The sequence below is a fragment of the Gordonia hongkongensis genome, from assembly GCF_023078355.1.
Taxonomy (GTDB): Bacteria; Actinomycetota; Actinomycetes; order Mycobacteriales; family Mycobacteriaceae; genus Gordonia; species Gordonia hongkongensis.
Genome location: NZ_CP095552.1, coordinates 4,751,319 through 4,764,248, shown reverse-complemented (window position 1 = coordinate 4,764,248; position 12,930 = coordinate 4,751,319). Strand labels below are relative to the sequence as shown.

The following is a 12,930-nucleotide window of genomic DNA, read 5'->3' as shown; positions in this document are numbered from 1 at the left end:
GGTGATCGCCGCGATCAACGCCGAACGGATCAAACTTGCCAGCACCCGGTCGCCGTACTGGTGCCTCGGCGTCGTCGTGGTGCTGGGCCTGGGCTTCGCGGTGCTGCTCGGCGCCATCGCCGGCGGTTCCTACGGCAGTCCCGGTGAGACCGACACCCTGACCGACGACTTCCTGCTCGGCGTCAACCAGTTCGGGGTCGCGGTGCTCGCGATCATGTCGATCCTGGGCGTGACCACCGAATATCGCTTCGGCACGATCCGACCGACGTTCGCGGCGATTCCGCGTCGGCCACAGGTCCTCCTCGCGAAAGCGGTCGTGTTCGGCGGACTCTCGTTCGCGGTGGTGGCCATCGTGTCCGTCGTCGCGGTCGTGGCGGCGCAGGTGCTCGCCGGCGTCGGAGTCTCTCTGACCGGGCCCGAGACCGTCCGGCATCTCTGGGGGACGCCGGTTTTCGCGATGCTGTGCGCGCTGATCGGCCTCGCGGTGGGCGCGTTGGTGCGGCATTCGGCGGGTGCGGTGGCGATCGTGCTCGTCTGGATGCTGGCCCTCGAGCGGATCGTGTCGGTGCTCCCGCGGGTGGGCGAGCACATCGTGTCGTTCTTGCCGTTCCTGAACGGGTGGAACTTCCTCGCCGGCGGGAGCGACACGTTCCACTGGAACGCCTACGGTTCGTTGGCCTACTTCGCGGGCTTCACGATCGTGTTGCTGGCGGCGGCAGTGGCCGTGACCAATGCCCGGGATGCGTAGTTCGCGGATTTTCTTCCGCCGATGTCAAATCCGGGATTAGCCGCGTGTCGACAGGGCCATCCGGTCGGACCACATTGGTGCTTCCGGGCGGCCCATTGTAGGGCCCAGCAGACTAAAATTCGCGGTTATGTCCACGAATTGGCCGCTCGTCGAGCGCGATCGGGAGTTCCGCACGATCCAGGCGGCCCTCAGGGGTGAGACGACCGGCTGTGGGGTGGTCCTGACCGGTGACTCCGGCGTGGGCAAGACGACCCTCGCCCGGCACGTCACCGCCGAGTTGCCGACCGGGGTGCGCTGGGTGGCGGGCACCGAGTCCGCGCGCTCGATCCCGCTCGGTGTGTTCGCGCATCTCGTCGGTCCGGCGACGTCGAGCGATCCGGTCACCTACCTTGCGGCGGCCCGTGAATCGCTCCTCGCCGACGGCGATGTCGTGATCGGGGTCGACGACGCCCACCTGCTCGACGAACTGTCGGCGACGCTGCTGCATCAGCTCGCGATCGACCGTGCGGTGCACATCGTCGCGACGGTCCGCAGCGGCGAGACCGTCCCGGATGCGGTGACCTCGCTGTGGAAGGACAATCACCTCACGCGGATCACGTTGTCGCCGTTCACCAAAGAGCAGAGCGTCGACCTCATCGAGTCAGTGCTCGGCGGGCAGCTCGAGGAGCATTCGGCCGATCTCATGTGGGAGGCCTCCGGTGGGAACGCCCTGTTCCTACGGCATCTCGTCGACGGTGCGCGGCAGGCCGACACGCTGCGGCAGGTCAACGGCGTGTGGCAGCTACGCGGACGCGCCGCCATCACCTCGGAGCTCGCATCGCTGCTCGAGGGGCGGATCGAGCAACTCGACGCGCCGGTTCTCGGGGCCCTCAAATACCTCAGTCTGTGCGAACCCCTCGACATCGACGTCCTCGCCGAGCTCGCCGGCGAAGAAGCCGTCGAAGAGGCGGAGATCGCCGGGCTGGTGCGCATCACCCGCGACGGGCGGCGTCTCGACGTCGCCTTCCACCATCCGCTGTTCGGTGAGGTGATCCGGCGCCGCCTGGGTCTCGTGTCGTCGCGGCGGCTGCGTGGCCGGCTCGTCGAGGCGTTGCAGTCACGGCCCACGAACACCCCGGCCGAGCGGATTCGGCTCGCCGATCTCGCGATCGAGAGCGACGTGGAGATCGACCTCGCGCTGGTACGGACCGCCGCACGCGATGCCCTGAACCTCGCGCAGACGCCGCTCGGCGAGCGATTCGCGCGGGCGGCGCTCGACGAGGGCGGTGGACTCGAGGAGGCCGAGTTGCTCGCGCGGGCGGTCATGTGGCAGGGGCATCCGGACGAGGCGCGGGACATCCTGTCCCGCTTCTCGCCCGACGATCTCGACGAGGGTCGACTCGTGCTGTGGGGCAATTCGATCATCGGCAACACGTTCTGGGCTCTGGGCGACGCTGATCGGGCCGACGAGATCCTGCGGTTGCTGACCGAGCGGGTCACCCACCCGGCACTCACGCCGATCGTCACCGGAATCGCCTCGGCGTGCGCCCTCTTCGAGAACCGGATCGACGAGGCGATCACGCTGTCCGACACCGTCCTCGCCGAATCCAGGGCGCTGCCGTGGGCGGTGGAGTGGGCGGTCTTCGGTGGCAGCCTCGCCCGTGCGGTCGCCGGTCGGGGAGCGGAGGTCGGGGCGCTGGCCGAACACTCGCGCGAGGTCGAGGTGGACGGATTGCTCCGGTTCCCCACCGGTTTCGGCGAGACCCTCGCGCTGACCCTCACCGGCCGACTCGACGACGCGGACGGCGCCGCGGGGCGTTTCGTGTCCGCCGCGCAGGCCGCGCAGTACCTGGGCTGGGCGATGTCCGGAATACTCGTCGCCGCAGTCGAACTCGCCCGCGGATCGTGCGCCTCGGTGACCCGGCGGATGGAGCAGACCCTCGCCATCCTCGACAGTGGCCGGTTCTCCGAGTCGTGGAACTTCCCGGCCCACATCTTCCTGGTGCAGGCCCTGAGTGCGCTGGGACAGGCCGACCGTGCCGCGGCCGCGCTGGCCAAGGCGCGAAAGCGGTCCGGCAAGCATGTGGCCGTCTTCGGGCCCATGCTCGCCATCGCGGCGGCCTGGCAGTCGGCGGCCGCCGGAACCGTCACGCCCGCCGTCGAACTCGCGCACTCCGCGGCCGCATCCGCCCGTGCCGCCGGTCAGTTCGCGGTGGAGGCCGAGGCCCTGCACACCGCCGCCCGGTTCGGGGACGGCGGCGTCGCCGACCGGCTCACCGAACTGGCCGAGCGCGTCGACGGTCCGCTCTCGGATCTGTACGCGCGCCACGCCGCGGCCCTCCGCGACGGTGATGCGGTCGAACTCGATCTGTGCTCGACGGCGTTCGAGGACTCCGGGGTGTGTCTGTCCGCCGCGGACGCGGCCGCGCAGGCCAGTGTCCTGCACGACGCGGCGGGCAGACGGTCCGCGACCGTGGCGTCGGCCGCGGTGGCGAACCGACTGGCGTCGCAGTGCGGTGGCCTGCGGACTCCGGCGCTGATCTCGGCTGCGCAACCGTTGCCGTTGACCTCGCGCGAGCGGGAGATCGCCAACCTCGCGGCGGCGGGCTTGTCCAACAAGGACATCGCGCAGCGACTCACCGTCTCGGTCCGCACCGTCGAAGGGCATCTGTTCCGCGCCTACACCAAGCTGGATGTGGGTGACCGTGCCGAGCTTGCCGAGCTACTCCTCAAAGACCAGCGAAAGCCCGGCTGAAAACCACCCGCAGGAAACGGACAGTCGACGACAGGTCGCCGGTGCCCCTCGGACGGGTGGTTTCCAGTGCGGTCCTCGACGGCTCAGTCGCCCGGCCGGCTGAGGGCCGCGATCACCTCGTCGTCGTCCACCTGAGTGAAGTCGCCGTAGGACAGGCCGACGGCCCGGAACGGTTCCGGCGTCACGAGGACGATCACGTCGTCGGCGCCCCGATCCCGCAGTCGCTGAATCGAATCGGAGGGTGCCGTGGGTACCGCCACCACCACGTGGGTGGCGCCGGCGGACCGGACGGAGTCGACCGCGACGGCCATGCTCGACCCGGTGGCGAGACCGTCGTCGACCAGGATGACCGTCCGACCGCCGAGCTCGGTGCCGGGACGTCCGCCGCGGTAACGTCGTTCGCGGTCGTCGAGGATGCGCCGCTGTCGATCGGCGGCCTCGTCGAACTCGCTGCGGGACACCCCGAGCCGACGCGGTATGTCGTCGTTGACCACCAGGTGGTGCGCGGTGAGCGCGCCCATGGCGAACTCCTCGTGGCCGGGCGCCCCGATCTTGCGCACCACCAGCACATCCATCGCGCACCTGCCTGTCGACGCCGCGATGGCGTCGGCGACCTCGCGGGCGACCGGAACCCCGCCGCGCGCGAGTCCCAGGACGACAGGTTCTGTCGCACCGGCCTCCGGAACCCCGTCGCCGTACCGGACTTCGACGACCCGCGCACCCAGCAACCGACCCGCCTCGCGGCGGTCGGCGAAGATGCGGGCGCGCATGGGCAGGCCTCAGACCTGGACTGCGGGACCGACCTTCAGTGCGAAGCTCGGCACGTCGGCGAGCCCGACGGTGGCCTCGTACGTGCGGTCATAACCGGTACTGCTGATCCGCCATCCGTCTGCGGTGCGGCGGTAGGTGTCGTCGTAGAACGCCGCCCCGATGAGCATGAAGGAGAACCCGGCGACGATGACCCGGTCCTGCAGGTACCAGCGTCCGCGTGCGGTGTCCCCGTCGATCTCGATCTCCGGGTGTGCGACACGATGTTCGGTGATGACTGCGGGACCGACGTTCTCGCGCATGTATCCGACCAGCTCGTTCCGATTCGAGAAGGCCAGGCTCTCACCGTAGTTACCGGTGACGTCCTCGGTGAGCGTCGACTCGAACGTCGCCCAGTCCTTGGTGTCGAGGGATCGCAGGTATCGATACTTGAGGCTCTCGATCGCCCGCAGGTCCTCGAAGCCGCCGGCGGGCGCGCTCACTTCGTCCTCGTTCCCGGCAGGATTCCGGCATCGATGACGGCTTTCACGACCGGTCTCGTCCGGGTGAGGAGGTCGTCGGTGCCGGCCCAGATGGCTTCTCCGACAGCATCGGTGGTGGCCTCGATGTCGTCGTAGGTCGCCGCGCCGGAAGCGGTGAGACGGTGCCCGTCCTCAACGCGCTCGGCCAGCCCGGCATCGACCAGGCGATCGACGCTGTCCTGCCAGTCCTGTTCGGACCAGCCGCGGGTCATCAGCACGATGCGCTTGCCCAGGGTGGGACGACGAACCGTGGGGTCGGGAAGCTGCGACTCGTGGAAGACGGCCGCGTCGAAGCCGTTCAGACCGTTGAGGGCGAGAGCGGCGATGTGGTTGTCGCCGCGCCACTCTCGGAGAATCGCGATGGCGTGCCACAGCCGTAGGCGCGCGGTGTCCGGTCGCGGGGCCGTCGACCACGCGGCAGCGAGCGGGCGTCCGCCGAGGGGTAGTCGGGCGGCCAGATCGTAATAGGCGGAGGCGAGTTCGTCGAGGAGGGAGTCGTCGATGGACTCGCCGAGGATCTCTCGCAGCGAGTCGTCGAGCATCTGATTGCGTCGTTCGTGGACCCGGTCGAGCCCGGCGTCGACGGCGGCCGTCCAGCCCTTCGCGATGAGTTCGTGGTTGAAGTTGTAGAAGGCGGAGGCGACGACCGAGGCCGCGCACGGACCGAACGGCGCTCCGCGCGCACCGACGTAGAAGGCGTAGGGATCGAGCCCGGTGTCTGCCTGCGCGCCTTTCAGTCCCGGGTTGAAGTAGGCCAGGATGTGGAAGGGTTCGAGGGTTTCGTAGGCGAGCCGGGCAGCGGAGCCCGTGCTGGTCGATGTCATCAACCCACCCTCTCCATCAGCGGGGCGGGTGTCAACCACCTGCGACGACGAGAGCGGGAGCGTCAGGTGCGCCGGGAGTCCCGGCTCTCGAAGACGGGGTCGTCGGTCGTCCACAGATCGGCATCCGCGACCTCGGGATCGGCGTCTGCCGGGGATGCTCCCTGCTCCTCGTCGGAGGCGGGTTCTTCGCGGCCACGGCGCCACCCGCCCTTCATGGGCGGTGCCTCGCCGAGGTGATCCGGGTCGACCGAGCCGTACCAGGCGACCAGCACGGCACCGATGACCGCGCCGACGAAACCGAGGATGGCCAGCCAGCCGAGTCCGGGTTTGGCCGTGTCATCGAGGAAGACGACCCCGACCAGGCTCGGGCCGGCCGTCTCGCCGACCACGAGCACCGCGGTCACCCCGTTCACCGCGCCGAGCTGCAGGGCGACGGTCTGGACGTAGAAGCCCACCGCGCCCGCGGCGGCGATGGTCCAGGCGGCCGGATCGGTCAGCAGCGCCACGGGATCGAACGGCTGGATTCCGTCGAGGATGCGCACGGCGATGGCGATGATGCCGAACAGCAGACCCGCCGATGCGCCGCCGACGATGGCGCCCGCCGGACCGAGGTTGTAGACGCCCACCAGAGCAAGAGCGCAGAGGGCGAGCGTCGCGACGAACAGACCCCAGTGGAATCCGACCTCTTCGCCGCCGCCGGTGTGATGGGACGACGCCACGCCGAGCAGGCAGAGCGACGTCACGACCAGCCAGATGGCGACCCATTCGCGGGTGTGCAGCGCGATGTTGAGGATGATCGTGCCGAGCAGGGCGGTGATGACCAGGTTGGCCGACACGATGGTCTGCGAGAGGAACAGCGGTAGGAACCGGGCAGCGAGGGCGCCACCCGCGAAGCCGAGGACGACCAGTGTCGTGCCGAGGATGAAGGCCGGATCGACCAGCGTCGACATCGTGGACGAGAGGGTCGGTGCGCCGTTCTCGGTGGTGATGCCCTCACCCTCGTCGGCAGCGGCTTCTGCCACGCGGCGGGCGCCGAGCGCGCGCAAGACCGTGGACATCCCGTAGGCGACTGCGGCGAGGCACGCGGCGATGACGCCGATGACGAACAGCTGCATGCCTCCTCCAACTCGGCCCGGATGAGCCTCGACAGGCTCGGACCGACGACCACCCCGACTGCGTACGCACGCGATCGGCTCGGGCCGCACCAGCGCTGCTCCGCAACTGCTGTTCCGCAACCGGAAGCGAAGCACCCGGACCGGCCGATCGTGCAAAAAGCTAGCAGGGTGAACCGACAGGGCGGTACTGAAGATTCCCGACCTGACCGAATTTTTTCGCAGGCCGTCCGGCTTCCGTGCTCAGGGCCCGTCGGCACTACACTCGCTCGGGTGAACAGCGCCGGACAAACCCATGTACTGATCACATTCGGCAGATCGTTCCTCACCCTGGAACTCGCGCGGCTCATGGCCGCGGCGGGTCACCGGGTTAGCATCGTCGACTCCATCCCGGTCGGGATCGGCCGATTCTCCAACGCGGTGAGCGACTTTCACCGCGTGCCCCCGCCGAAGTTCGAGCCGCTCGCATACTGTCTCGCCCTCGCCCGGATCGTGGCCGACAACGACGTCGACATGGTGATCCCGGTGCACGAGGAGACCGACATCATCGCGATGCTCGCCGAGGTGTTCCCGCCCGAATGTCGGCTGTTCCTCTCCGATTTCACCACCGAGAACCGCCTGCACAACAAGTACGACTTCCAGGAGCTGCTCGTCGAACTCGGAATCCCGACGCGCAAGTTCGCGCGGGTGTCCGGACCCGAGGACGTCGGATCGCTCGATTTCACCAAGCCGTTCGCGCTCAAACACTGCTATTCGCGGGGCTCGCAGAAGGTTCACAAGGTGACTCCCGACGATCCGCTCACCTGGCTCGAACACGATGAGCAGAACCCGTGGATCGCACAGGAGTGGGCGTCGGGGAACAACTTCTGCACGTATTCGGTCTGCCATGAGGGCCGCGTCCACGCCCACGCCACGTATCCGGTGGACTACGCCATCGACGGCAGTTCGTGCCTCAACTTCCGGTCCGTGGATCATTCGCGGATCGCCGAGTGGGTCAGCGATTTCGTTCGCCGGGCGAACTTCACCGGCCAGATCGGGTTCGACTTCATCGAGGATCGGAACGGTGGCGGCGACCTGTTCTGCATCGAGTGCAATCCGCGCGCCACGAGCGGGATCATGATGTTCACGCCCGAGGACGGTGTCGATCGCGCGTTCCTCGGGACCTGGGATCCCGACGACGGACCGATCACGCCCGGGTCGGGCGTGGACAAGATGATCGGGCTGGGCATGCTGCTCTACGGGTGGCGTCCGTCGTCGCGCAAGGACCGGACCCTGCGCGACTTCGTCCGCGACTTCCGCGGCGCGTCCGATGTCGTCAGCAGTCCGGGCGACCAGAAGCCCGCGCTGATGCTCCCGTTCGCCTATGGCGGGATCCTGCGCAGCTGCCTCAAGTACCGGGTCGGGCTGGCGGAGGGTTTCATGCACGACCACGAGTGGGACGGCCTCCGCATCAGCCTGTGACACCCGTCGCGGATTCGGCCCTTCGGGATGGGGACGACGCCTACGCCGGGGCGTAGAATCTCGAGTCACCATCACCTGCGTGTTGACCCCATCCGCAGGGTTGTCCGGGGGGACTCGAGCTCGAGGGGAGCTGCTCATGAACATGTCCGGGATCATGCGTCGTACGTCTGTCGGGGTGGCCGCTGTCGGTGCCGCCTGTGCGATCGGACTGGCCACCGCGCCGGCCGCTTCCGCCGCGCCGGCGCCGGTGCAGCCGGTGCAGCCGGTGCAGGCCGTCGGTTCGGTGGCGATCTGCTTCGGCATCCCCATCGGGCCGGTGACCATCAGCGTCTGCCTCTGATCTGATCCGAGCTGTATGACGCTGTGCCCGGAAACCGGGCACGACGTCATACGGATTCCTCGTACCCCACCAGAAGTCGACGCCGGCGTGACCATTTCGTGCCGGAGCGTCCCGATCCCCGGCCCGATGGCGCTCGCGCACGTACGATTCCCCGATGACGTCGACAACGGCCGAGGTCGAGGCGGGGACGGCTCCGAAGCGGGCGAAGGCGATCCTGGTCGCGCTGATCCTGGTCGCCGGGGTGGCCAACATCAATCTCGCGGTGGCGAATGTCGCGCTACCCGACATCGGCAAGGCGCTCGACGCGAGTTCGACGCAGTTGAACCTGGTCGCGGTCGGTTACTCGCTGGGCCTGGCGGCGTCGGTGCTCTACTTCGGCGCGCTGGGAGATCGGCACGGGCGCAAGCGGATGCTGGTCATCGGCATGTGCCTGTCGATCCCGGCGTCGCTCGTCGCCGGATTCGCGCCCAACGTCGAGGTCCTGTTCGGAGCTCGTCTGGTGGGCGGCATCGCCGCGGGCCTGGCCTTCCCGACCACCCTCGCGGTGATCACCGCACTGTGGTCGGGGCCGAAACGGGTCCGGGCGATCGCCGCGTGGTCGGCATTCGGCGGTGCGATCTCGGCGCTGGGACCGGTCCTGTCCGGGGCACTCCTCGAGATCCTGGCCTGGCACTCGGTGTTCCTGGTGACCCTGCCGCTCGCCGTCGTCGCGCTGATCGCGGCGTGGCGGTTGGTGCCCGACGACAACGGCGACCAGGCGGCGGTCGTCGACAACCTGGGCGGCGTCGTGTCCATCGTGATGGTGGGCTCGCTGGTGCTGGCGATCAACTTCGCCCCGAACTCCGATCAGCGACTGCAGGTCTACATCCTGGCCGCGATCGCGCTGCTGGCAGGGGCGGGTTTCGTCTGGCGGCAGCTGCGCGTGCGGGTTCCGCTCTTCGACCTGCGGATCGCAGCCCGACGCACCTTCTGGGTCGCGGCGGTGGGCGGGCTCATCGTGTTCGGCACGCTCATGGGCGCGATGTTCATCGGCCAGCAGTACATGCAGAACGTGCTCGGTTATTCGACGCTGGCGGCCGGCGCCACGATCCTGCCAGCCGCGGCCGCCATGATCGTTGTGGCCCCGCGCTCGGCCAAACTCGTGCAGAGCATGGGTTCGCGGTTCACGCTGCTGTCCGGTTACGCCTTCATCGTCGTCGGCCTGGTGCTCGCGATGCTCACCTGGGATGAGGACGCCCACTTCTGGCATGTCGGTCTGGTCTACGTCCTCGTCGGGGTGGGCGTCGGTCTCGCCGGAACCCCGGCCTCGCAATCGCTGACCGGTTCGGTGCCGGTGCAGCGCGCGGGCATGGCGTCGAGCATGTCCGATCTGCAGCGCGACCTCGGCGGCGCGATCCTGCAGTCCACCCTCGGCGCGATCCTCACCGCGGGTTACGCGAATCAATTGCGGGACACCATCTCCGGTTCGCCGCAGGCCGATCAGGTCACCGAACAGACCGAGGCCGCGCTGACGAAGTCGTTCTCGAGTGCCGAGGTCCTGGCCGAGCGCTATCCGCAGTACGCCGATCAGATCATCGCTGCGGCCCGCGACGCGTTCGTACAGGGCGACAAGAACGCCTACGGCGCGGCGGCCGCCATCGTGGTGGTGGGTGCGGCGGTGGTGTTCTTCTTCTACCCCAGACACGAGGCGGAGCGAACGGCGATGGCGGAGTACGCGAAACAGCGCAGCCTCTGAGTCGCCGACTCACCCAGCACTTACTCGACCAGCACTGCCCGACGGCGGTGAGTCGAAGGCCGCCAACAACATTCGTGCCGCCATCGCGATGAGCGAGGTCCGGTCGGCCTCGCGCGGGCGTTGCAGGGCGATGCGCAGGCACAGGCTCGCGGTCGCGCCCATGGTGAGGAAGACCAGTTCGTCGATCGCCCGATCGTCGAGGTCGGGCCTCATCCGTGACGGGAGGATCCGCGCCAGCGGAAGGAGCGGTCCCTCTACCTCGGCCCAGGCGTCGCCGAAGCCGTGTTCGCCGATCTCGAGCGAGGCGCGCAGTACCGGCGCATGTGACTCGAACGATGACACGAGGGTCTCGACCACCGTGACCATCGCGGTGTCCGGTTGCTGATCCATCGCCCGGCCGATCCCGCTCGCGAGGGTGGCGGTGATGTCGTGAACGGCCGCGAGGCGCAGCTCCTCGATGATCGCGTCCATGTCGGCGAAGTAGCGATACACCGTCCCGATGCTGACGTGCGCGTGGTCGGCGAGTTCGGCGGTGGTGGGCCGTCGGCCCGGACGACGCTCCAGGAGAGTGAGCGCCGACGTGAGGAGGCGCTGCCTCATCTCGCGACTACGCTGCTGCTCGGGTGCCTTGCGCCGTTGCGATGCGGTGGTTTTGGGAGTCGTCGACGATGCCATCAAAAGTGAATAGTAAGTGAGGATTGCTCGTGTTCTCATGGATTCATGGAACGGAGCGCACCCGCCGACCTCGTGAACACCGACCTCGCCGTGCAGCGGTTCGGGACAGCCGGCCGCGACTGGCTCGATCAGATGTGGATCGCCGACCCGCTCGCCGACGCCGTGGCCGCCGACCGGCAACCCGGCGGCCCGACCACGACAGTGCTGCGGGCGGCGCTGAAGAACGGCATCGACTCGGTCGACGACGCGACCGACTCGCTGCGCGCGCTCTTCGAGTTCCTCGATGACGAGCCCGACTGGGTCGATCATGATCGGATGAATCGCGCGGCCGACGCGCTGGTCGTCAACACCGCACCGCTGGGCATCGTGCTCGGCGCGGCATCGCTGGTCCGTGGGGCGGGAAACACGATCGCGGGCAAGCCGCTTGCGGTCACCGGGCGTTACGTGTCCCAGCCGGCGGTGCGGTCGGTGGAGGTCGGTGAGTGGTTGGGACAGGTCCTGACGCCCGGCGGGATGCGCCGCGGCGGCGACGGTTTCGCATACACGGTGCGGGTCCGGATGATCCACGCACATGTCCGTTCCATGCTGCTCAAGCGCGGAGACTGGGACGAGACCGCGTGGGGCGTGCCGATTCCGCAGCCGTACATGGCGTTCACGATCGCCGAGTTCGGGCACATCGCGATCGACGCGATGCACAAGCTGGGGGTGCGGTTCACCGACCGCGAACTCGACGACATCTATCACCTGTGGCGGTACGTGGGGCATGTGGTCGGGATGAGCCCCGAGCTCAACCCGGTCTGCGAGGCCGACCACGTCCGGATCGAAGAGCTCTATCGGCTGACCTCGCCGGGGCCGGGTCCCGACGACCGGGATTTCGTGGTCGCGTTGACCGGCGACTATCTGGTGCCCGAACTGGCCGCGGTGTTCCCGGGGCCGCAGGCCCTGCGACGCCGGCTGGCCACGAAGACCATGCACGGACTGCAGCGGGTGTTCATCGGTGACGCCGACGCCGACGCGCTCGGAATCCCCGACGGCCGGTTCACACATGTGCTGAGACGGGTCGGACCGGTTCTCGCGGTGGCGGATTCGGCGCAGCGGGTAGGTGGCGCCCGGCGGGCACGAGCACGCGTCGAGAAATCGTATCGCGCAAGGGATGTCGCCATGGCGCGGATGCGGGAGGACTACCGCGTCACCCACGACCTCGTCGACGCGGCGCCCGGCCCGCAGGCCGCCGCTCAGCCGTCGAATCGGCTCGCGGCCGTGACGTCCTCGGTCAGGCAGTAACTGACCGACAGCGGCTGTGTGAAAGCCCATTTCGTCTCGTCCTCGGTGCAGGTGAGGGAGTCTGCGCCGCGGCTGACGGTCTTGGCGAGGATGGTGCTCTCCGCGGGGGAGGCGTCGCACGCGACCTCACGGTAGTCGGCGAGTTTGCCGCCGCCGATCGGGATCTGGTAGCAGGTGTCGACGGCGAAGTTGGGTGTGAGGCAGAGCTTCTGGTCGCCTTCACCGAAGGTGAGCGCGGAGGTGTTGGGGGTGCCGCACTCCGCCGACGTGCTGACCTTGTCGGCCGCGTAGAAGGTGAGTCCCTCGGTGCCTTCGCACTCGGCCTTGGTCGCCTCGACCTTGCCTTCACCGGCTTCGGCACCGATCTGCAGGCACTCGCCCACGTCGATGTCGGAGGCCTCTTCGATCGACTGCGTGCCGACGCTGACACTGCAGGCCGCGAGGGCGGCGAAGCCCACGCAGGCCGCGATGACCGTGGCACGCCGGCCCAGCTGCCAGAGGGGCCTGTCCACGGACGGCACGTCGCCGCCGGACTCGGCAATCCGATCGTCGGAGGGGTGCGAATAGCTGGCGGTGCTGCGCGACATCGTGGTTCCTATCGTCTGGAGTGGGCGGGTGCCCGGTCTCGGCGGCTCATCGTGGTGTTCGGGTGATGAACGACAGGATGTCGCCGGGCGCTTGGTGCGAACTTGGGGTCGACTTGTCCGGCCCTTGAGGGGGCCGTCCAA

General features: G+C 68.6%; 12 protein-coding genes. 6 read left to right on the top strand and 6 right to left on the bottom strand.

The genetic code is table 11. From position 1 onward, the window contains the following. Nucleotide 1 precedes the first annotated feature (1 nt). On the top strand, nt 2-748 hold the full coding sequence (locus tag MVF96_RS21515) for an ABC transporter permease (RefSeq protein ID WP_065630375.1): 747 nt from the start codon (nt 2-4) through the stop codon (nt 746-748). A gap of 127 nt (nt 749-875) precedes the next feature. After that, nucleotides 876-3,482 carry a LuxR C-terminal-related transcriptional regulator gene (locus tag MVF96_RS21510; RefSeq protein WP_247450401.1) on the top strand — a complete coding sequence of 869 codons (2,607 nt, stop codon included), beginning with the start codon at nt 876-878 and terminating at the stop codon, nt 3,480-3,482. Nucleotides 3,483-3,565: 83 nt separating this feature from the next. On the opposite strand, the gene MVF96_RS21505 is transcribed toward MVF96_RS21510, so the two are convergent. From MVF96_RS21505 to MVF96_RS21490, 4 genes are all read right to left on the bottom strand, one after another. Continuing rightward, nucleotides 3,566-4,252 carry a phosphoribosyltransferase gene (locus tag MVF96_RS21505; RefSeq protein ID WP_247450399.1) on the bottom strand — a complete coding sequence of 229 codons (687 nt, stop codon included), beginning with the start codon at nt 4,250-4,252 and terminating at the stop codon, nt 3,566-3,568. A gap of 9 nt (nt 4,253-4,261) precedes the next feature. After that, nucleotides 4,262-4,732 carry a nuclear transport factor 2 family protein gene (locus tag MVF96_RS21500; protein WP_247450397.1) on the bottom strand — a complete coding sequence of 157 codons (471 nt, stop codon included), beginning with the start codon at nt 4,730-4,732 and terminating at the stop codon, nt 4,262-4,264. Continuing rightward, a complete protein-coding gene (locus MVF96_RS21495) occupies nt 4,729-5,595 on the bottom strand; it encodes an SCO6745 family protein (RefSeq protein ID WP_247450395.1) in 867 nt (288 codons plus the stop codon). Before MVF96_RS21495 ends, MVF96_RS21500 begins: the two co-directional genes overlap by 4 nt. 62 nt (nt 5,596-5,657) lie before the next feature. Beyond that, nucleotides 5,658-6,710: an EamA/RhaT family transporter gene (locus tag MVF96_RS21490; RefSeq protein WP_247450394.1), complete on the bottom strand. Its 1,053-nt coding sequence runs from the start codon at nt 6,708-6,710 to the stop codon at nt 5,658-5,660. Between the two features lie 270 nt (nt 6,711-6,980). Between MVF96_RS21490 and MVF96_RS21485 the strand changes: the two genes are divergently transcribed. The 3 genes from MVF96_RS21485 (at nt 6,981) to MVF96_RS21475 (ending at nt 10,243) form a co-directional block, all read left to right on the top strand. Beyond that, nucleotides 6,981-8,168: an ATP-grasp domain-containing protein gene (locus MVF96_RS21485; RefSeq protein ID WP_247450392.1), complete on the top strand. Its 1,188-nt coding sequence runs from the start codon at nt 6,981-6,983 to the stop codon at nt 8,166-8,168. Between the two features lie 136 nt (nt 8,169-8,304). Then, nucleotides 8,305-8,508 carry a hypothetical protein gene (locus tag MVF96_RS21480; protein ID WP_065630380.1) on the top strand — a complete coding sequence of 68 codons (204 nt, stop codon included), beginning with the start codon at nt 8,305-8,307 and terminating at the stop codon, nt 8,506-8,508. Nucleotides 8,509-8,662: 154 nt separating this feature from the next. Further along, on the top strand, nt 8,663-10,243 hold the full coding sequence (locus MVF96_RS21475; RefSeq protein ID WP_247450390.1) for an MFS transporter: 1,581 nt from the start codon (nt 8,663-8,665) through the stop codon (nt 10,241-10,243). Nucleotides 10,244-10,252: 9 nt separating this feature from the next. Here the strand turns inward: MVF96_RS21475 and MVF96_RS21470 are convergent, their stop codons facing one another. Next, entirely contained in the window at nt 10,253-10,843 is a 591-nt protein-coding gene (locus MVF96_RS21470; RefSeq protein WP_247450389.1) for a TetR/AcrR family transcriptional regulator, read from the bottom strand. A 120-nt stretch (nt 10,844-10,963) separates the two neighbouring features. Here MVF96_RS21470 and MVF96_RS21465 point away from each other — a divergent pair, with 120 nt between their 5' ends. After that, on the top strand, nt 10,964-12,202 hold the full coding sequence (locus MVF96_RS21465) for an oxygenase MpaB family protein (RefSeq protein ID WP_247450387.1): 1,239 nt from the start codon (nt 10,964-10,966) through the stop codon (nt 12,200-12,202). Here MVF96_RS21465 and MVF96_RS21460 read toward each other — a convergent pair. Further along, nucleotides 12,154-12,789, bottom strand: a complete 636-nt coding sequence (locus MVF96_RS21460; protein ID WP_247450386.1) for a pyridine nucleotide-disulfide oxidoreductase — start codon at nt 12,787-12,789, stop codon at nt 12,154-12,156. The two genes, MVF96_RS21465 and MVF96_RS21460, sit on opposite strands and share 49 nt — an antisense overlap. Between the last annotated feature and the right edge of the window lie 141 nt (nt 12,790-12,930).

Coding starts and splice junctions, on each gene's coding strand:
- MVF96_RS21475 (WP_247450390.1), top strand. CDS start 8,663: ATGACGTCGACAACGGCCGAGGTCGAGGCGGGGACGGCTCCGAAGCGG.
- MVF96_RS21460 (WP_247450386.1), bottom strand. CDS start 12,789: ATGTCGCGCAGCACCGCCAGCTATTCGCACCCCTCCGACGATCGGATT.
- MVF96_RS21510 (WP_247450401.1), top strand. CDS start 876: ATGTCCACGAATTGGCCGCTCGTCGAGCGCGATCGGGAGTTCCGCACG.
- MVF96_RS21480 (WP_065630380.1), top strand. CDS start 8,305: ATGAACATGTCCGGGATCATGCGTCGTACGTCTGTCGGGGTGGCCGCT.
- MVF96_RS21470 (WP_247450389.1), bottom strand. CDS start 10,843: ATGAGGCAGCGCCTCCTCACGTCGGCGCTCACTCTCCTGGAGCGTCGT.
- MVF96_RS21505 (WP_247450399.1), bottom strand. CDS start 4,252: ATGCGCGCCCGCATCTTCGCCGACCGCCGCGAGGCGGGTCGGTTGCTG.
- MVF96_RS21495 (WP_247450395.1), bottom strand. CDS start 5,595: ATGACATCGACCAGCACGGGCTCCGCTGCCCGGCTCGCCTACGAAACC.
- MVF96_RS21490 (WP_247450394.1), bottom strand. CDS start 6,710: ATGCAGCTGTTCGTCATCGGCGTCATCGCCGCGTGCCTCGCCGCAGTC.
- MVF96_RS21465 (WP_247450387.1), top strand. CDS start 10,964: ATGGAACGGAGCGCACCCGCCGACCTCGTGAACACCGACCTCGCCGTG.